The 18,665-nt window shown below is 44.5% G+C and carries 23 protein-coding genes; 13 read left to right on the top strand and 10 right to left on the bottom strand.

All coding sequences use genetic code 11. The annotated features are described in order from the left end of the window. Positions 1-34 precede the first annotated feature (34 nt). Positions 35-658, bottom strand: coding sequence for an acetate uptake transporter (locus ACEN8J_RS23035; protein ID WP_029518839.1), 624 nt, complete (start codon positions 656-658; stop codon positions 35-37). A gap of 264 nt (positions 659-922) precedes the next feature. On the opposite strand from ACEN8J_RS23035, the gene ACEN8J_RS23040 reads away from it, so the two are divergent. The 4 genes from ACEN8J_RS23040 to ACEN8J_RS23055 all read left to right on the top strand — a co-directional run bounded on the left by ACEN8J_RS23040 (position 923) and on the right by ACEN8J_RS23055 (position 3,652). Next, positions 923-1,582 carry a hypothetical protein gene (locus ACEN8J_RS23040; RefSeq protein ID WP_029518838.1) on the top strand — a complete coding sequence of 220 codons (660 nt, stop codon included), beginning with the start codon at positions 923-925 and terminating at the stop codon, positions 1,580-1,582. 70 nt (positions 1,583-1,652) lie between these two features. Further along, a complete protein-coding gene (locus ACEN8J_RS23045) occupies positions 1,653-2,009 on the top strand; it encodes a nucleotide excision repair endonuclease (RefSeq protein ID WP_029518837.1) in 357 nt (118 codons plus the stop codon). Between the two features lie 109 nt (positions 2,010-2,118). Next, on the top strand, positions 2,119-3,063 hold the full coding sequence (locus ACEN8J_RS23050) for a helix-turn-helix transcriptional regulator (RefSeq protein WP_340933716.1): 945 nt from the start codon (positions 2,119-2,121) through the stop codon (positions 3,061-3,063). 67 nt (positions 3,064-3,130) lie between these two features. After that, positions 3,131-3,652: a DinB family protein gene (locus ACEN8J_RS23055; RefSeq protein WP_080658672.1), complete on the top strand. Its 522-nt coding sequence runs from the start codon at positions 3,131-3,133 to the stop codon at positions 3,650-3,652. On the opposite strand, the gene ACEN8J_RS23060 is transcribed toward ACEN8J_RS23055, so the two are convergent. The 4 genes from ACEN8J_RS23060 to ACEN8J_RS23075 all read right to left on the bottom strand — a co-directional run bounded on the left by ACEN8J_RS23060 (position 3,585) and on the right by ACEN8J_RS23075 (position 6,185). Next, entirely contained in the window at positions 3,585-4,121 is a 537-nt protein-coding gene (locus tag ACEN8J_RS23060; protein ID WP_029518835.1) for a Crp/Fnr family transcriptional regulator, read from the bottom strand. The two genes, ACEN8J_RS23055 and ACEN8J_RS23060, sit on opposite strands and share 68 nt — an antisense overlap. A 36-nt stretch (positions 4,122-4,157) precedes the next feature. After that, the gene (locus ACEN8J_RS23065) at positions 4,158-4,898 is read right to left on the bottom strand and encodes an SDR family oxidoreductase (protein WP_029518834.1); all 741 of its coding nucleotides are present in this window, start codon (positions 4,896-4,898) and stop codon (positions 4,158-4,160) included. A gap of 30 nt (positions 4,899-4,928) precedes the next feature. After that, positions 4,929-5,507, bottom strand: coding sequence for a TetR/AcrR family transcriptional regulator (locus ACEN8J_RS23070; protein ID WP_483594774.1), 579 nt, complete (start codon positions 5,505-5,507; stop codon positions 4,929-4,931). Between the two features lie 132 nt (positions 5,508-5,639). Next, positions 5,640-6,185 (bottom strand): glutathione peroxidase, encoded by a 546-nt coding sequence (locus ACEN8J_RS23075; protein WP_165145594.1) that lies wholly within the window; start codon positions 6,183-6,185, stop codon positions 5,640-5,642. 278 nt (positions 6,186-6,463) lie between these two features. On the opposite strand from ACEN8J_RS23075, the gene ACEN8J_RS23080 reads away from it, so the two are divergent. Further along, positions 6,464-7,192 (top strand): YheC/YheD family protein, encoded by a 729-nt coding sequence (locus ACEN8J_RS23080; protein WP_483594772.1) that lies wholly within the window; start codon positions 6,464-6,466, stop codon positions 7,190-7,192. A 115-nt stretch (positions 7,193-7,307) separates the two neighbouring features. Here the strand turns inward: ACEN8J_RS23080 and ACEN8J_RS23085 are convergent, their stop codons facing one another. Then, positions 7,308-8,018 carry an SDR family oxidoreductase gene (locus ACEN8J_RS23085; RefSeq protein ID WP_340886868.1) on the bottom strand — a complete coding sequence of 237 codons (711 nt, stop codon included), beginning with the start codon at positions 8,016-8,018 and terminating at the stop codon, positions 7,308-7,310. A gap of 32 nt (positions 8,019-8,050) precedes the next feature. After that, positions 8,051-8,602 (bottom strand): NAD(P)H-dependent oxidoreductase, encoded by a 552-nt coding sequence (locus ACEN8J_RS23090; RefSeq protein WP_069012287.1) that lies wholly within the window; start codon positions 8,600-8,602, stop codon positions 8,051-8,053. A 161-nt stretch (positions 8,603-8,763) separates the two neighbouring features. Between ACEN8J_RS23090 and ACEN8J_RS23095 the strand changes: the two genes are divergently transcribed. Beyond that, positions 8,764-9,114, top strand: a complete 351-nt coding sequence (locus ACEN8J_RS23095; RefSeq protein WP_340886866.1) for a winged helix-turn-helix transcriptional regulator — start codon at positions 8,764-8,766, stop codon at positions 9,112-9,114. A gap of 163 nt (positions 9,115-9,277) precedes the next feature. Further along, complete coding sequence (locus ACEN8J_RS23100; RefSeq protein ID WP_340887124.1) at positions 9,278-9,766, top strand: DUF2798 domain-containing protein; 489 nt, start codon at positions 9,278-9,280, stop codon at positions 9,764-9,766. An 88-nt stretch (positions 9,767-9,854) separates the two neighbouring features. Here ACEN8J_RS23100 and ACEN8J_RS23105 read toward each other — a convergent pair whose 3' ends face one another. Continuing rightward, a complete protein-coding gene (locus ACEN8J_RS23105) occupies positions 9,855-10,595 on the bottom strand; it encodes an SDR family NAD(P)-dependent oxidoreductase (protein WP_029518825.1) in 741 nt (246 codons plus the stop codon). A gap of 157 nt (positions 10,596-10,752) precedes the next feature. Between ACEN8J_RS23105 and ACEN8J_RS23110 the strand changes: the two genes are divergently transcribed. Continuing rightward, positions 10,753-11,658, top strand: coding sequence for a LysR family transcriptional regulator (locus ACEN8J_RS23110; RefSeq protein WP_069012286.1), 906 nt, complete (start codon positions 10,753-10,755; stop codon positions 11,656-11,658). A 90-nt stretch (positions 11,659-11,748) separates the two neighbouring features. Here the strand turns inward: ACEN8J_RS23110 and ACEN8J_RS23115 are convergent, their stop codons facing one another. Next, the gene (locus ACEN8J_RS23115) at positions 11,749-12,618 is read right to left on the bottom strand and encodes an AraC family transcriptional regulator (RefSeq protein ID WP_495594004.1); all 870 of its coding nucleotides are present in this window, start codon (positions 12,616-12,618) and stop codon (positions 11,749-11,751) included. Positions 12,619-12,867: 249 nt separating this feature from the next. Here ACEN8J_RS23115 and rlmN point away from each other — a divergent pair, with 249 nt between their 5' ends. The 3 genes from rlmN to ACEN8J_RS23130 all read left to right on the top strand — a co-directional run bounded on the left by rlmN (position 12,868) and on the right by ACEN8J_RS23130 (position 15,719). Continuing rightward, positions 12,868-13,965 (top strand): dual-specificity RNA methyltransferase RlmN, encoded by a 1,098-nt coding sequence (gene rlmN / locus ACEN8J_RS23120; protein ID WP_165145612.1) that lies wholly within the window; start codon positions 12,868-12,870, stop codon positions 13,963-13,965. Between the two features lie 139 nt (positions 13,966-14,104). Further along, a complete protein-coding gene (locus tag ACEN8J_RS23125) occupies positions 14,105-14,806 on the top strand; it encodes a dihydroorotate dehydrogenase electron transfer subunit (protein ID WP_449291811.1) in 702 nt (233 codons plus the stop codon). Then, positions 14,787-15,719 carry a dihydroorotate dehydrogenase gene (locus tag ACEN8J_RS23130; RefSeq protein ID WP_025719854.1) on the top strand — a complete coding sequence of 311 codons (933 nt, stop codon included), beginning with the start codon at positions 14,787-14,789 and terminating at the stop codon, positions 15,717-15,719. Before ACEN8J_RS23125 ends, ACEN8J_RS23130 begins: the two co-directional genes overlap by 20 nt. 122 nt (positions 15,720-15,841) lie before the next feature. On the opposite strand, the gene ACEN8J_RS23135 is transcribed toward ACEN8J_RS23130, so the two are convergent. Further along, positions 15,842-16,024: a hypothetical protein gene (locus ACEN8J_RS23135; protein WP_063207447.1), complete on the bottom strand. Its 183-nt coding sequence runs from the start codon at positions 16,022-16,024 to the stop codon at positions 15,842-15,844. A gap of 214 nt (positions 16,025-16,238) precedes the next feature. Between ACEN8J_RS23135 and ACEN8J_RS23140 the strand changes: the two genes are divergently transcribed. Continuing rightward, positions 16,239-17,888 carry an ATP-binding protein gene (locus ACEN8J_RS23140; RefSeq protein ID WP_495594005.1) on the top strand — a complete coding sequence of 550 codons (1,650 nt, stop codon included), beginning with the start codon at positions 16,239-16,241 and terminating at the stop codon, positions 17,886-17,888. Further along, positions 17,885-18,622, top strand: coding sequence for a response regulator (locus ACEN8J_RS23145; protein ID WP_029518819.1), 738 nt, complete (start codon positions 17,885-17,887; stop codon positions 18,620-18,622). The genes ACEN8J_RS23140 and ACEN8J_RS23145 overlap by 4 nt, the downstream gene beginning before the upstream one ends. The last annotated feature ends 43 nt before the right edge of the window (positions 18,623-18,665 follow it).

The raw sequence follows: 18,665 nt of genomic DNA on the forward strand, positions 1-18,665 counted from the left end.
CGCGAAAGGAGGCTTTGTGGGTTTAAATATGCAGCTAAGGACGTGGTTTAAAAATGCCGAAAGGACGTCCTACGGGCAGAAATGTTCGGCCAAAATGTGCATTCAGAACGGCAGCTCCTGTACCGTACAGCGAGAGTAGACCAATGCCCATTTCAGCATAAGCGGCGATGGTATGGAACACCTCTGGGGCGATGCCGAATGCATCGAAGCTAAGGCCGAGGAATAGAAAATCAATCAACACGAAAATAAAAAATAGGACCTTGTGCGTCTCCATGGCTCCAATGGTCATGAAGAGCGTGAAGATGAGATAGCCGGCAAAGGCAAAGCCGAGCTGTTTGCCATCTACAGCAGATGCTAGCTCTGAGCCGAATACGCCCATTTTAATCATCCAGCTACTAGCTACGGCTAACCAGAAGAAGGCGTAAGCACCAAATGCCGTCATGCCAAAGGTATTGTTATGCTTTGCATCCTGAATGCAGGCAAACAGCTGTGCAAAGGCACCAAGGAAAATAGCCCAAGGGATAATAAAGCTCAAGCCTTCAGTGAGACCAAGCTTTTGGGATGAAGCTACAAGTGTTACAATAGCCAAGCCAAACAGGCCGATCGCACTCGGATCGGCCGTTATGATTTTTACGTTAGCATGAGATTCATTTTGCATGAAAAAATAGAAGCCTCCAATAATGTTCAAATACGCGTCAATCTGCCGATGCCAGAATCACACTGACATATTGTAACGGAAACCGGCGTGCTCGCATAGTAGGGAATTCATAGATTTCTATCTATTACGGTGCCTGTATTAACGTTATTACGACCATCCTCGATACTGACTGAGGTAAAAGGAATACTTTCAGCTTGCTTTAATCTTGTTTTAAGCTTGACCAGGTACACTCAAGGCAATTTTCCTAGGAAGGATGTATAACAAATGAAGACGAAAAGGGCCGTTTGGATTCCAGCTATGATTGCAGTTACGGTAGCAGTTCTACTCGTCATCTACTATTACTACATGTCATCGCTCTCCGGCGGTGGACCTGGCCCACGGCTATCAGAAGGTGGGTCTACAGGGCCTGTGGGCGTACATCCTCGTGGAGAAGGGCGTGGGGGCAACGGGGAAATATTCAAGACTTTGGGTACGATTTCCGTATTTCTTGGTGCGGCCGCTTTCTCTTGGTTCTGGTTTAAGAAGAAGCTAAGATCGCCATCAATGTTGGTTAGAAGAGCCGGGCGGTTGTTACATTCCCTCCATAAACTTCTGGGTTGGGCGACCTTGATCCTGATTGCCGCTCATGGTATTTATTTTTTGATAACCAAGCTTCAAGATAACAAAACCTATACCGGGATTGCGGGATTTGTCATTCTGCTGGCGATCGCCGGGTATGGCTTCTTCATTAACAAAGTTCGTAACAAGTGGATGCGGACCGTACACCGTTTGCTCGGATTGCTTTGGGTTCCCGTGTTGCTGCTACATGCTGGCGGATCGGCGATTATGGCGGTCATCGCCAGCCTTGCAGTGGGGGTACTTGTCTGGGTACTGGAAAGAATCGTTGAGAAAACGACGAAGCCTGTTCCAGGGGACACTCCCTGATTATCTTGAATGGTGTTACCGCAGGATTTGTGATAATATTTACACCTATATAGAATGAGGAAGTGACATAGTGATTAATATAACAATTCCAACTCCGGATATCACGATTACCAAACAGGTTAACCCTGAGCTCAGCCATATTTACGGGTTTACCGACTTTCACCTGATCCCTAGAGATAAGGCTGGCGTCTTTATGTTCTACAATGCGCAGGAGGAATTGCTGTTCGTTGGTAAAGCGAGAAAGTTAAGACCAAGAATCAAAAAGCATTTTGAAGATAACGTATCGCCGATCAAGGACAAGCGGAATGAAGTTGCGATTATCGAGATTTGTATTGTAGAAGATGCGGTAGAGCGAGAAATTTATGAAACCTACATTATCAATTCACAAAAGGCTAAATATAACGTTGAAAAAGTATTTTTTAAGTAATGGAGTAACTTCCGTATGAAAAAAAGAGCAATAAGTCGCAGTGACTGTACTGCCCTTATTGCTTTTTTGTATTTCTGCATTTTAGATCCTTCCAGAGAGGGGCCATGGTATGAACAAAACAGATCGTTTGCTAGCAATCTTGCTAGAGTTACAGCGTAAGGATATTTTACGAGCCGAGGATTTGGCGGCTATATTCGAAACGAGTGTGAGAACCATCTATCGGGATATTCAGGCTCTAAGCGAATCGGGCGTACCGATTGTAGGAGCACCGGGCATTGGATATTCCTTGATGGAGGGGTATTTCCTGCCCCCAGTGAGCTTTACTGCAGAAGAGGCTGTGGCGTTGCTAATCGGGACGGATTTTATCGAACAAAAGTTTGATACAGACTACGGTATCAAGGCGCAAACCTCCCGCAGGAAGATTGAAGCCATTTTACCAGAGAGCGTCCGCAGGGAAGTTTCCCGGGTGCGTACAACCATGAGATTGCTCGCTGTGGGTGAAGGGGCAAACCATAGAGAGAAAACCTACTTGGAAACGCTGCGTCTTGCTGTATTGGAAAAACGAATGGTACGGTTTGGTTACTCCAAAAGAATGCCAGAGGCTGACGGGAATCGTCAAAGTGTGCGTGTGGTCGCTCCCTATGGTCTGGTATTGCTTCGTGGTTCGTGGGTATTAATCGGGCAATGTGAATTGCGGCAGCAGCTTCGCCATTTCCGTCTGTCACGTATGGACGAGCTTATGGTACTGGAGGACAGGTTTCATTTGCCTGTCGATTTTCATTTGCAGGATTATAAGCAAACCGATGACCGTCATGTGACTGTTCGCATACTAGCACGTTCCGATATCGCAGATAAGGTGAAGGAAGCGAACAACTTTTATATGGAGGCTATAGAGGAGCGTGCAGATGGATTGCATATACTTTTCCGCGTTAGACAGCCGGAGGAATTACTGCAATGGATACTTGGATGGGGCGCGGATATGGTTGTGCTGGAGCCTGAGTCGCTCCGGGAGCTGATACGTGCGGAAGTGGAAAAAATGTTGAAATGCTACTGACATAATGCTGTCAGTAGCATTTTTGTATAGTAAAGCTACTTTAATAGAGAGGGGCAGTCACTAATATATGAATACAACCGAAACATTGCAGCGTTTTGAAGAAACGGCACAACACTATCTTCTTGAATTGGACAGCTTTAGCTTGGAGCAATTGCAGTACACACCGCAGGAGGACCAATGGTCGCTTGGACAAATGTATCTTCATTTGGTGAACTCTGCTCTGTATATGCACCTGAAGAACATTGATGTTTGTCTACAGCCTAATGGGGAGACAGGGGTTAAAACGGAGGCGGGTACGGCCGTTTTTAATCTAGGAGGGTTTCCGCCCATACGTATCCAAGTTCCACCATCTCCGCAGTATACTCCCCCACAACCGACGAGCAAAGAAGAAATTGTGGAGGGTTTAAATGCTGTGATCCGTAAAATGAGAGAGATTGAGCCGATCGTTGGGAAATCAACAGGGCTTTCTACCGTCTCTCATCCCAGATTCGGCGCGTTGAATGCTGGAGAGTGGTTTTCGCTCATCGAGATGCATTATCGTCATCATCTTTTGCAGAAGGAGCGCTTGAAGCACGCAATAGCCGATTAATCGTCTCCCGGCGTAGCCCGATAAACTGGCCGATTTCCTCCTGCGTCAGCACGTCCGTTAACGTGGCGGGTGCGATGTAGGAGTGGAACCAGCGTTGAAGCTTCCGAAGCTTTTCGGCAGGTGACACCTCGGTGAGCTGGTCAATTCGTTGCTGCATCATGCGCAACTTATCCTGTAGCTGTAAAGCGATAGCCCGACATTGAGTCGGGTCTTGCTCCAGCGCCTGATACCATTCTTTTTGTGACAGAACCTCAACCTCAGAGGTTACCAGCGCGACTGCTGTACCATAATAAGGATTGGGGCTGATCAGGGAGTGGTGCGGGATGATTTCATCGGGCACAATCACATTAACTAAAATTTGCGAGCCGTCTTCATGGACTCGGACAATTTTTAACAAGCCGCTCTTGAGGTGATATAAAGGGCCAGATTCTCCTTGTCGAAATAAGGTCTCACCTTTGTGTAACATCATGAACGTAATAACCTCCATTCCATGTATTCCAGCTTTTTAGATGAACCCGCCATTGACGCGGATTGTCTGCCCGGTAACCCACTGTGATTTGGCGCTGACCAGAAACTCAATCACATCAGCGATATCTTCCGGTTCGCCGAGCCGACCCATAGCATTCATTTTTTTCATGCCTTCGATTTGCTGCTCGGTTTTTCCAGCTTGGAAAAGCTCGGTGTTCACAGGACCGGGAGCCACGGCGTTGATCGTAATTTGTTTGCTTCCGAATTCCTTGGCTAGCTGACGGGTAAATTGCTCCACTGCGCCCTTGGTACCTGCGTATACGCTATAGGTCGGGAACATTTGTCCGATCACGGATGTAGACAGGTTCACGATTCTTCCGTAGTTCTCCATATATTTCATGGCTTGCTGACAGGCAAAGAAGGTGCCCTTTACATTCAGTGCGAATTGTTTGTCAAAATCAGCTTCGGTTACCTCAGCCAGAGGTTGGGTGATCATCAGCCCAGCGTTGTTAACCAGAATATCCACTTTACCGAATTCAGCAATCGTATTTGTAAATAATGCTTCAATATCACTCATTTTGCCCAGATCAGCGTGAAGTGCTATGGCTTTGCCGCCTTTTTGAATAATCCTCTCCACGACTTTTTGAGCTTTGTCCGGACTGCTGGCATAATTGATGACTACATTAGCGCCCAGATCAGCCAGTTGCTCGGCAATGGCACGTCCAATTCCTCTAGAGGACCCGGTGATAATTGCTGTTTTTCCGTCCAAATGCTTCATATGTGTTTGGACCTTCCTTCCATATCTATTTTAAGTGATTCCTTTTTCTAAAAGCATCCACACATCCGAAAACTCCCGATTAATCACGGGATTCTTCCATTCGTAAGCATGAGCGGGATGATGAAAACGGGCTGTGGCATAGAAAAGGGTACGCGCCAGTTGGGCTGGCTGATCCGATGTGATGTCTCCGCGTATAATGATATCAGCGAGCTGATCCACAATGTGGGCGATATGCTGATCGATTAAATCAGCCGCTTGCTCGGTGACCCTCGTATACATCTCAAACATTTCCTCGTCGTCGCGGGCATAATACTGCTTAAGTTCGACCAAGGTCTGTATATATCGTTTTAAATGTGGCGTTCCCAGTATAGATGAATTCTGACAGACCTCCGTTAATGGGCCGATAATCTTTTCATTCAGCCATTTTTCGGTCACACCTTCAAGAAGCTCGGCTTTACTTTTAAAGTGTCGGTAAATGGTGCCATGACTTACTCCCAATACTTTGGCAACATCGGTCACGGAGGTTTTGGCTATACCAAAACGCCTAAGTGTGTCTTCTGTAGCGATAAGAATCTGTTCCTTGGTTAGCACATCTGAGGGTTTTTCCATAGGGACACGGTCAAGTGCCGTGTGAGTCACCTCCTTAAAGTCAGGATAACATAAAGGGTATCAAATGACAAATATACGTTTTTGTCATTTGATACCCTTTTTTTAAAGAATCCAAAGAAGTGAACAGAAATACTACAATAACGATTCGATGACGGGATCAATGGCCCAGGGCTCCGTTGTTACTTCAAATCTCCCTTGCACATGGCCATCGCGATCGACCAAGAATTTAGAAAAATTCCACTTGATACCGTCGCCAGCGTATATATCCGGATACTTATCCCGCAGGAAATCCTCCATCCATTGACCGTCTTTGGTCTGGATATCGAAGCCTTGAAACGGTGCCTGTTGGGTCAGATATTGAAATAAAGGATGAAGAGATAAGCCTCTTACATCCGTCTTCTCAAATAGTGGGAAGGTTACTCCATGGTTAATTTGGCAAATTCCCTGAACCTCCGAATTGCTACCCGGCTCTTTTTTATTGAATTGGTTACAAGGAAATGCAAGGATTTCAAAACCTTGTTCCCTCCGTTTTTCGTAGAGCTTTTGCAGATCAGTGAATTGACTGGAGAAGCTACACATGCTGGCAGTGTTTACAATAAGGAGAATCTTACCTCTATAGTCTGAGAGTTCAATCGGTTCCCCATTAATTGAGGTTGCTTGAAAATCATAAATAGACATGTTAACGTTCCTCCTCACGTTATTTTTTAATACATCATATATCCAGAATTGTTATTGGTCTAATATATTATTGGAATCAACCTTATAGGTATTTGCAATAATCTTGTCATGTAAAGACACATTGTCCATCTCTCTCTTGAAACCAAAGAAGACTCGACTTGAGAAAGTGGGAGATTTGCCTCTTCATAGCAAACTGTGGCATTCGCCGTTACCAAGATAGAATATAGATGCATATTCATGTAGTGTGTGCAAAAACCCAACAGAATTGAGGGATATTCGTGCCCATTGGAAAGATGATTCAATACAAGGAAATGCGACAACATCCCATTTTACGTTCTCACTTGCCCGAAACCCGCTGGATCAGTAATGCAAGGACTTTACGGATGCTGGATACCTATCGCACAGTCTTCATCAAGCCTAATTATGGGAGTGGAGGGACTGGCATCATACGTGCGAAAAAGCTGGGGAGGAAATATGAGGTTCGTTGTGGCTCCAGTCGCAGAATCGTTAGATCTCACGCCGTAAGAAGAGCAATTAGAACCTATCGAAGACCTCATCGTCGTTATTTGGTACAGCAAGGACTTAAGTTAGCCAAGTACAAAGGTTCGATTTTTGATGCCAGAGTGTATATGCAGAAGCCGGAATCGGAATGGGTCATTTCAGGAATAACCGGCCGTGTCGCTGCACCTCGAAAAGTCGTTACCAACTATCGGAAGGGAGGACATGCGGCGCCGTTGTCCAAAGTGCTTTTAAGGGTCTTTAAAAATGACAGAACAAAAATGAAAGAGATTCTGGACCAGGTCACCGAGCTTTCTAGAATCATTGCCGACACGATAGATAAAAATCATCCGGTTCGCGAGTTGGGCATCGATCTTGCTATTGAGAAGAGCGGCCAAATTTGGATTATCGAGGCCAATCCGCATCCCGGACATATGTTGTTCAGGCAGCTCCCCAATCACAAGATGATTCGCAACATCTTGAGAAACAAACGTCGTATACATCATTAGGATAAAGTTTGTGAAATCATTCATGGATAAGAAAAGGAGGAGAACGCCCAAGCCAAGGTGCGGGAGCGTTCTCCGTTTTTTTTGGTAAATGACTGACAGATTTAGGACGAAGCTTTTATGTTAAAATGTGTCCGCCATCCACATGAAGGACTGTTCCGGTCACAAACTGATTTTGAATCAAATAAAGTACGCCTCGTGCAACATCCTCCGCAAGTCCAACTCGCTTCACAGGGAGCTTATGCGCGACCGTATCATAGAATTGATTGCGTGTATTTTCAGGCATTTTGCTACGGGAAGGTGTGTCAATAATGCCGGGTGAGACGACATTCACGCGGATGGGAGCAAGCTCTAACGCCAAGGTTTGACCAAGATTCGCAACGGCTGCATTCACAGCACCGAGCGCAGAGGAGCCGATCATCGGCTTGTAAGCCACCACTCCTGAAAATAAGGTAATGGAACCCTCGGCTGAGAGTTGGGAAGCCCCGTATTTAGCTGCATAATACTGTCCCCAAAATTTGTTTTCGAATAGCTTGCGGGCTTGATCTGTCTCCGACTGAAGGAATGACCCACCTGATGTTTCTGCCGCGCTAACGATAAGATGATCATAGGGGCCGACTTTTTCGAAGAAAGATTTTACCTGCTGCTCATCTGACGTGTCCAGCACATGTATTACAGCACGAGGGCCCAGCATTTCCTTGGCCTTGTGCAATTTATCCTCCGAGCGGCTGGCGATTACCACTTCCGCTCCAAGCGAAATGACTTGCTTAGCTGTTTCTAAACCAATACCTGAGCTTCCACCAATAATGACAATCTTTTGGTTTTGCAAATGGATTCCCTCCTAGTATTCATCTGGATTTGTTAATCATGTAATACGGCTTGTAGATGTGTATCAAGATCAGCAATAAATTTGGGTATATTTGGATTTTTAATAACATCGTAGCATGCAAAGCTTTTCAAGGGCTTCATACCGAGAAATGTATGCGCAGAATGCAAATGACGGAGTGCAGCTTCTAGACTAGCCCCATTAAAAAATTGAGTTGGATCATTAAAGGCTTTTTCCGGAGCATTCCAAGTTGTGGAGAACATATATTTCTTGTCGGTTAATAAACCTCCGCTCCCATATTCATGAGCACCCGTGAAGAATATACCGTAAGCATAGACTTCATCCATATAAGTCTTTAATAATCCAGGAACGCTGAACCAGTAGATGGGGGTTTGGTAAATGACTACATCCGCCCATAAAAATTTTTCTTGTTCTTCGCTGAGGGTATAGCCGTCTTGAACAGACGTTATTTTGATTTTGTTCTCTTCACTTAAGAGACGCACCATATTGTCTATCAATGTTTGGTTCAATTTCCCTTCAGACGAATCATATTTTTGATGACCGTTAATGATTAGTATATTTTTCATCTCTTCACCTCCTTGTATTAGAGAAAACGTTAGTTGCTACAGCGATATTGTATATGTAGTAGGTTTATTTAGGGAAGTAGTGATATTTAATTCATATAGTTTCCCTAAAGGAACTATTGTGATATCATTGGATTTAACAGATAATTTTTGGGGGAGTTCCTATGCACGACCAAGAACCTATTGAATTGACCAAAGGAATACCCGGCAAGCCGTGCCCTATTGCCCAAACACTTGATTTGATCGGAACGAAATGGACTTTTTTAATCATCCGTGACCTGCTTATCGAAGGAACACTGAGATTCAGCCAACTTCAGAAGTCCATGAAGGGGATTAGTCCCAAAACGCTTTCCCTACGCCTGAAAGAGCTTGAAGATAACGGTCTGTTAGAGAGAAAGGTATATGCCGAGGTTCCCCCGCGTGTTGAATATTCGTTAACGGAAAAAGGGAAGCGACTTGAAGGTGTTTTTATTGAGCTGAAGAGATTTGGCTTAGATTTAAAAGCAGATCGTTGAGGGATATGAACTGCAACATTCCAAGGTATCGTTGAGCTGAACGATGCCTATTTCTTATATTCTAAAAAAGAAAACGTTTGCCAAAAAGTTCACAGAAAGTTCACTTATGTGGAGGTTTCGACTATTTATATAATTACCAAGGTACACAGAAGGGATGATGGAATTGCCAACGACGAAGAAAGAAGATTTTTACTTTGGTTTCATGATGTGCTTGGGGATGGTCGTATTCATGACATTTTATAATCTATATACAAATGACTTGATTGGCACAATCTCTCTAAAAGTAATGGTTTTTCAATTTATTTTATGTTTTATCATTGCTTTCGTATTGGAACTATTTATTGTCGGTCCATTAGCAAAGAAAATAGCCTTCTCATTACCATACGATAAATCCAAAAAGGTATTTGTGATTCTGTCCCTTTCATGCTGTATGGTCATTGGAATGGTTCTCTGTATGTCACTTTATGGATTGGGGACAGCTTACTTTTTTAATGGTCTTTCGGGAGATTCATTATTTAAAAATTACTTATCTTTAGTTTTTAATAATTTTATTTTTGCTTTCCCTCTGCAGCTCTTAATTGTAGGGCCGCTTGTTCGGTACTTATTTGCTAAATTCGTGAAAGGTACACGAATTGCGGTATCTTTAAGCTAAAACGTAGTTTAACGACGGTATACGATAGCTCAAAAGCCGCCTTCTGTCTGAGAAGGCGGCTTGTTTTTACTCAGAATTCCCAGTATCTTTACAGCGTTTGTCCGCTGTCTACCGTAATAATCTGGCCTGTCATGGCTTCCTGTTCCAAAGCAGAGCAGATCATGCTGGCGATATCTTCGGGCGTGGAAATGCGCTGTAGGAGTAAATGAGGAGCCAATGTTTTCATTTGCTCTTCCCTGCCTGACCACCATCTTGTCGCTACAGCTCCCGGCACGATGCAATTGACGCGAATATCCGGCGCAAGTGCCCGTGCTAAAGATTTGGTCAGCCCGTGGACGGCCGCTTTGGATACCGCATAGGGAAGCGAAGAACCTAGCCCTGTTTGCCCTGCTATACTTCCCAGATTGACGATAGCTCCTTGTTTACTACGCTTCATAAAAGGAGCTACGGCTCTGGCACAGTAAAACATGCCTTTTACATTTACATCAAATAGATCATCCCATACCTCTTCCGTGGCTGCCTCCAGATCATCCATCGGAATGTGATGTGTAATGCTAGCGTTATTCACGAGTATATTAATCGTACCGAATTGCTGGACAATCTGGTCAACCATAGTTCGAACTTCCTGATCTCGGGAAACATCTGCCTGTAATGCGATAGCACGTCCGCCCTTTTCAAGGATCATACGTACAGTTTCCTCTGCATCGTTTTTAGAGCGGGAATAGTTTACGACTACCGTAGCTTTTCGATCTGCCAAGGCCATACACACGGCTCTCCCAATTCCTGTACCTCCACCTGTAACCAATGCTACTTTTTGATGTAAATCCATGTAAATTCGCTCCTTCTCCATCCAGTTCATTTGCGTCTGAAAAATAATAAGATCTGATATGTATCATTGTAGAGGAGGTATTGTATTCTGTATAATTGAATTAAATGAATTTACAATTCAATAAAATTGAATCAATTGTTTATACAGGAGTCTGATAATGGACATTAAAACACTCAAAACATTTCAAATGATTGTGAATTACGGAAGTTTTATGCGTGCAGCGGAAGAGTTGAATTATGCACAATCTACCGTGACGATGCAAATACAGAAGCTGGAGTCCGATATGGGAATTCAACTGATCGAACGGGGCAAGAAAATAAAGTTAACTGAAGCGGGCAGGATGTTTTACGAGCAAAGTCTACATATTGTAAAGGATATGGAGCAATTGCAGGAAAATATGGACAATCTGCAAAGAGGGACCGCAGGCGACATTCGTATAGGAGTGACCGAACCGACTGCCAGTTATCGACTACCAGGAATTCTAAAGCGTTTCTTAACCCATTATCCGAACATTCGGGTTTCTGTTGAGTTTGGAAATACCCCTACCTTAAGCGAGCGTATTCTCAAGGGGGATATTGACTTAGCGCTGTGTTCCACACCAGATTTGGGCACAGAGCTATATTTTGAGCCTTTATTTAGGGAGAAATTTGTAGTTTTAATGCCTGAAAATCACTCGCTTGCGGAAAAAGAAAACATTGGGCCGGAGGATTTACAGGGGCAGCGGTTGCTTATTACGTCGGCTACCTGTCCCTATCGTCGCAAACTTGAAATGGTCATGAAGGAATATGGAATAACCACGTTAAATACGATGGAAATTGGCAGCATGACGGCTCTGAAATTTTATGTGGAAAGCGATTTAGGGATTGCACTTGTGCCACAAATTCTGGTCAGTTCTGTCCCGGCAGGAACAACGGTGAGGGAATTAAGCGGCAGCCTGATTGATATGACCTTCGGACTTCTCTGCAAAGCAACAGACTATCCGCTAAAGTCGACAGGTTCAAGGCTATATTCTGTGTTGAAGCAGGAGCTTGGGGGATTGCATGCGACCATTAAGCTAGAGTAACGAGTATCAGGGAATTGTGTTTTCTGTCACCATATGATGTAAATGCAGTACAGCAGAAAACCGACTGCTGTGGGCAATCGGTTCATTGGTTTACTTTTTATTAATCGGAACCCATACCTCGCACCGGTAGTCTTCAGCATGTGAATCTCCCATAGTATACACTTCCAGTTCCGGGCCGCCTGAATGCTCATAATTGCTGGCAGGGAACCATTCTTGGAAAATTCTTTGCCATACCTTTTGGATCGAGTGAGGCATAGGGCCGATGGATGTAAACACTGCCCAGGTTGAAGCCGGAATGGTTCTGGATTCCAGCCCATTCGCGGTCGCTACGTCTTCGCTGCCTTCTGCGGCGATTAAGTAGCTAAGCGTCTCCTCTCCATGTTTCATGTCCAAACATATACCGAGTATATCATCGCCTGTTCCCAAGGCATGAATCCGATCCGATGTACCATCCGCATTTAGTTCGTTCCAGAATTTTGGGATTTCTCGAAGATTATCGCCGTTCTTAGTGGTGACTTGAATGGACTTGCCAATGACCGTAAAGGCCGCTTTCTCTACAATTTTGTAATCCATTTCCTGATCTCCCTTCAACGATAGATGGAAGGTGATGCGTGGAAAGGCTTTCAGGTTCACCCCAGGGCTTCTGGCCTCAGAGGGAGAAATACCGTGTATCTTTCGGAACGCTTTAGAAAAAGATTCGGGGGAATCATATCCGTATTTGAACGCTACATCCAGCACCTTGGCGGAAGAAAGACTCAATTCCTGAGCAGCCAAGGTCAATCGACGTTTGCGCACATATTCTGCTACCGTGAAGCCAGTTAGCATATGAAACATTCGCTGAAAATGAAAAGGAGACGAATAGGCTGCCTTTGCAATTTCATCGATATCGAGTGGCTGCTGCATTCTCTCTTCCATCAGATCCAGTGCGTTCTTGATCCGAAGCAACCATTCCAACCGCATCACCTCCTTGGTTGTAATCATATCATTAGGAGTATCTGTAATCCTGTCTTTGCGTGCTCTTGTTGAACAGGAAAAACAATGTGCCTGCCCCCTTGTGTTCATAATTAAAATTTGGGACAATGAAAGAGGCGTTTAAATAGCGCAGATTGCTTAAACATGCTATGATGCAATGATCGTTGAGACGAGTCGTGATGGCTAGGGTTTATATATAGAAATACGAATTTGATTGTTTTGAAAAGAGGATCGAACATGAAAAAAGAATCCATTTATGGATTAACGCTAGATCAATTGACAGCATGGCTCATCGAGCATGGGCATAAGAAATCCCGGGCATTGCAGGTATGGGACGCATTGTACCGGAAGCGGGTTACTGATTTTGCAGCGATGGCAGAGGTTCATGAGGATTGTACACGCCTGTTGGCAGAGCACTTTTCCATTGAAACACTTGAAGAACACGTGAAGCAACAGTCGGCAGACGGGACGGTCAAGTTCTTGTTCCGGCTTCAGGATGGTAATTTGATTGAGACGGTATTGATGCGGCATAAGTTTGGCTTATCCGTATGTGTGACTACACAGGTAGGATGTAATATTGGATGTAGCTTCTGTGCGAGCGGATTGTTGAAGAAGAGCCGCGACCTATCCAGTGGTGAGATTGTAGAGCAAATTATGAAGGTCCAGCTGTATCTGGATCAGGAACGCCCGGGCGACCAGGTCAGTCATGTTGTTGTGATGGGAATTGGCGAACCGTTTGATAACTTCGTGAACCTGTCCGATTTCATTCGGGTGATTAAGGATCACAAAGGGCTAGCGATTGGGCCGCGGCATATTACCGTTTCCACAAGCGGATTGGCTGATAAAATCATTGAATTTGCAGATTCAGACCTGCATGTCAATCTGGCGATCTCCCTCCACGCCCCGAATAATGAGATTCGTACTCGCATTATGAAGATCAACCGGGCGATTCCGATTGAGAAACTCATGCAGGCGATTGATTATTATTTGGACAAAACAAATCGTCGAATTACGCTGGAGTACATCTTGCTGAAGGATGTTAATGACGGTAAGGAGCATGCGCTCGAACTGGCTGAGCTGGTGGGCCATCGTCGTAATCTGGCCAATGTCAACCTCATTCCGTACAATCCAGTAGATGAGCATAGCCAATACCAGCGGAGTGAGTCGGAGTCGATTACGGGCTTCTATGATGTGCTGAAAAAACAAGGTATTAGCTGTAGTGTTCGGCTGGAGCATGGAGTCGATATTGACGCAGCCTGCGGACAGCTACGCAGCAAACAAATCCGCAAGGATGTCAAGGGTAGCCGCGATGCAGAGCGCGAAGCCATTAGTTAAATACACAAGCGTACTCTCTAACAGGAGTACGCTTTTTTATATCACGAGCCGTAGGGCGAAACGTTACCCAGAAATGTGAAAATAGTCACGTAATAGTTGCTGCTTTTACGTTATAGTGAGTGGTTAGTGGAGGGGTTATATGGCTAACGTAATTTCGAATGTGGCGCTCGTTCCGGGCATTTATGTGATGAAAATAGAGGGAAAGTTTAAAGGGAACATGGGGCAGTTCTACATGCTGCGCAGCGGGACAGGTTACCCACTGCTACCCAGACCCATCAGCATTTATGATATCGGGGAAGAGAGTATTTCCTTTTTGTATCGGGTTGTTGGAGAGGGGACAAATTTGTTTTCCCAATTACAGCCTGGTCAGGAAATTCAGTTAGAAGGACCTTTCGGAAACGGTTTTCCGCAGGTAGAGGGCAGTTTGGCTTTAATCGGCGGTGGCATGGGTACAGCTCCGTTGCTGTTGGCTGCAAAGTATTACCCGCATGCGCATGTTTATCTAGGGTTTGCACAGCAAGCCTTCGGGGTTGAAGCGTTCGAAGCTGTGGCGGCATCTGTACAGGTCAAGGTAGGGGGAAGCATCGTCGAACAGGTCGATCCGACGCTTTATGCAAATATGTTCTCCTGCGGGCCAACTCCGATGTTGCAAGCACTCGCTATAAAAACGGTGGATACGTCGTCCCGTTTATATATTTCAACTGAAAGACACATGGCCTGTGGTATTGGCGCATGTTTGGGCTGTACGATGCGTACCCGTGGAGGCAATCGGAGGGTATGTAAAGAAGGGCCTGTATTCCCGGTGGAGGAGGTGGAGTTCGATGATCTCCATGGCGTGTAATATTGCGGGTGTACCGTTCAAGAACCCGATCATCATGGCTTCCGGTACGTTTGGATTCGGACGGGAGTATGCGGAATTTTATTCTCCTGAATTATTGGGCGGCATCGTCGGCAAGGGACTAACCCTGCATCCGAAGGCTGGTAATACGGGATCACGAATACATGAGACAGCATCCGGCATGCTCAATAGTGTGGGGCTGGAGAATCCGGGTGTTGCCGCCTTTTTGAAGGATGAACTGGATGACATGACTCACTGGAACACGGCTGTTATTGCCAACGTGGGCGGTTCCAATCTGGAGGAATATGTTCAGGCCGTAGCGATGATTACGGAAAATGCACAAAAGCGTCGCACGATGAACCGCAGAGGCGTTGATATGCTGGAATTGAACATTTCATGTCCCAACGTGAAGCAGGGTGGAATGCAATTTGGTATCCAGACGGAGGTAGCGCGGGAGGTTGTGCGTCAGGTGCGCAATGTGACGGCACTTCCGTTGGTTGTCAAGCTGTCTCCCAACGCAGAGAATATCACGCAGATGGCGGTTATGTGCGAGGAAGAAGGCGCAGACGGAGTTTCGTTGATCAATACATTTTCTGCGATGAAAATTGATATACGTCGGCGTCGTAGTGTTTTTGCCAATACGTATGCGGGTCTTTCCGGCCCGGCAATTAAGCCGATTGCTTTGCGTATGGTTCACCAGGTGGCACAGGCGGTGTCGATTCCGGTGATCGGGATGGGCGGGATTAGCTCAGTGGAAGATATTATTGAATTCACCATGGCAGGGGCCGCTGCCATTCAGGTAGGAACGTACAATTTTGTCCATTTACATGCAGGGGCCGAGCTGGTACATGGCCTTGAACAATGGATGCAGCGGGAAAAGGTGCAGTCATTGGATGAGATACGGGGAATTTTGTAAATTTGGAACCATTTTGCATACACTAATTCATATGAGGATTTTGCAAAATCCTGATATAAAGCCGGCTTGTCTTTTAAAGACAAGTCGGTTTTGTTTTTTATTTGACCAAACAGCAAACGCCACTAGTGGTTAATATCGCATTTGTTCAGTATGAACGAAATTTGATTTTCCAGCCGATGAATGGCTTCCTTGGATGCCTGGTCGTTGGCCCCTTGTGCCTGGAGCGCGGCAAGCTCCTGTTTGAGCTGATGAAGGTCTTGTCCTGCGTGAGCGCAGTCGTAATTGCTTTCGAGATTGTCAATCATCCGTGATCCTCCCTTTCGTTAGGTATACGTCCTTATTATGGAGATTTGATCTTTCCTTATTCAGCATAAAGTTTTATTTCAGGTAAAGGATCATGAGGCGCGTAAAGCTTGCAAAATAAGAAGGAAATTGCCAAACAATGTCGAATAAAAAGGAATTATAGGGGAATAGATAGGCTCTTCTTCCCAATGGAGAGCTTGATATAGAAATTGGGTGATGGGGTTGCGGTCAAAAAGTAAGTCGAAACCGAGACGACAATTCAAAGTTTCGCTACAATTCATGATTATTATTTTGGTTGTTTTAGTTATCATTATTTCCTTAATTATATCCTTGCTTCTCATTCGTAATTTTGTGATTAACAAGCATTTTGATAATACGAAGGAAAAACTTTCGGGTGTTGCCAAGATGGTTGCCAGTGACAACGATGTTATTCGTAATGTCGAGCAGGGAATTCCTGTGAAGCAGATTCAAGACTACTCGCTTGGAGTCATGCATAACGTTAATGTGGATTTTGTTGTCATTCTGAACCACGATTTAATTCGGCTATCTCATCCGAATGCAACGATGGTTGGCAAACCGTTCTCTGATTTGAATGATGCCAGAAGAGCGCTATCGGGTCAGGGACATTTTTCTGAGAATATAGGTATTTTGGGCAAAGGTTACCGATATTTTACGCCGATATTTAATCAACAGCATGAGGTCATTGGCATTGTATGTGTAGGGCTGACCATGAGAACCCTAAATCATGATTTGATGCAGGCGCAGTATACCATTTTTGGGGGGCTGATGCTGGGGCTCTTTAGTGGAGTTCTGGGCGCGATCATTCTGGCTCAGAAAATCAAAACCATTTTATTTGGGCTTGAGCCGCAAGAGATAGCAACACGATTGCGCGAAAAAGAAATTATTGAAAATGAGGTCGCTGAAGGAATTATAGCCATTTCGGCTGACAAGAAAATTATGCTTATGAACAAAGAAGCTCAGGCCAAGTATCAACTGGCAAACCAAGAAATGAAGGCCCCGATTGGCGAGCAGCTAGATACCAACTTTTATAACGTGCTTTTCAAGAGAGTGTTCGATGATAAAAGGAAAATCAAGGATCGCTCATTTTATGTGAATGGTATAGAGGTCATTGCGACAGTAACCCCTATATATATTGAAAATGAGTTTTTTGGGGCAGTTGCAACGCTGCGCGACCAATCCGAGATGATCCATCTCAGCAACCAGTTAAGTGGTACAAAATATTATATTAACTCCCTTCGCGGACAGACCCATGAATTTATGAACAAAATGCACGTAATATCCGGGTTGATTGAGATGAGGAAATATGCGGAGGTCAGTCAATATATTCAGCAGCTAAATCACCGGTATCAAGATGAGGTAGGCTTTCTGACTGAGAGAATTAAAGTTCCGGCATTAGCAGGTTTTATTATGGGTAAAATCAACGAAGCACGCGAACAGAATATTTCGGTTCTTCTTGCAGAAAGCTCGGATGTCTCTAATGTGGAGATGCAGGATATCGTTCATGATGTCATACACATCCTGGGCAATTTTTTTGACAACGCCATAGATTCCATCTTACAAAAAAAAGAACCCGGCAAAATTGAACTGAAATTGAACTATGAGAGTGAGGGAAATGTATTCATTTTGGAAGTGAAAGATAATGGGCTGGGGATTGATTTTGAGATGCAAAAGAGAATATTCGAGCATGGTTTTTCAACCAAAGGAGAAGACAGAGGCTACGGCTTGAATCTGGTTAAAACCATGGTGGAAAATCATCAAGGAATCATTGAGCTTGATAGCCAACCGGGTCTGGGAACAAGTATATATGTAGAGTTGCCCTGTACATTGGAGGTGACAAATGAATGAAAGTTCTAATTGTTGAGGATGATCCGATGGTTGCTGAGCTCAATCAACAGTTTATCGAGCGCATGGACAATTTGGATGTTGTATGTAAGGCAGATACCGTCAAGAAAGCACAGGACTGTCTTCAAAAATGGTCACCGGATCTGGTATTACTGGACGTTTATTTACCTGGAAAAAGCGGATTAACTTTATTATCTCATATGCAGGAGCATCAATATCATGCTTCAGTTATTTTAATTACGGCTGCAAAAGATATTCAGACGGTGAAGGAAGCTGTTTTTTATGGTGTTGCAGACTATTTAATTAAACCCTTTACATTCGAACGCTTTAGACTGGCTGTTGAGAAAATCCAGCGTCTGGCCACAGTGATGGAGGAAGGGAACGGAATTAATCAAGCTGTTATTGACCATTATTTTAATAAAGAAGAGCATACGGGTGTGGAAAAGAAAAAACCTGTTGAACATCCACCGCATAATGTATCGAAAAACCTGTCTAAAAATTTGTCCAAACTGACCATGACCACAATACTGAAGAGTATTCAAGAGCTGGACGGACCCTTCTCAGTTGAAACGTTAGCTAGAGAAGTGGACTTGTCCCGTATCACGGTCAAAAAATATATTCAGTTCCTGGTGGACGATGGATTTCTCGTTGAATCGATAGAATACCACAAGGTTGGCAGACCGCTAATGCTCTATCAGTTGAATCCTGATATAAAAGAACCGCCATTTCCATTGTAATCTGGAAATAGCGGTTCTTTTTTTGTTCAACAAGAGTACCGAG

The organism is Paenibacillus sp. Paensp38, from assembly GCF_059491915.1.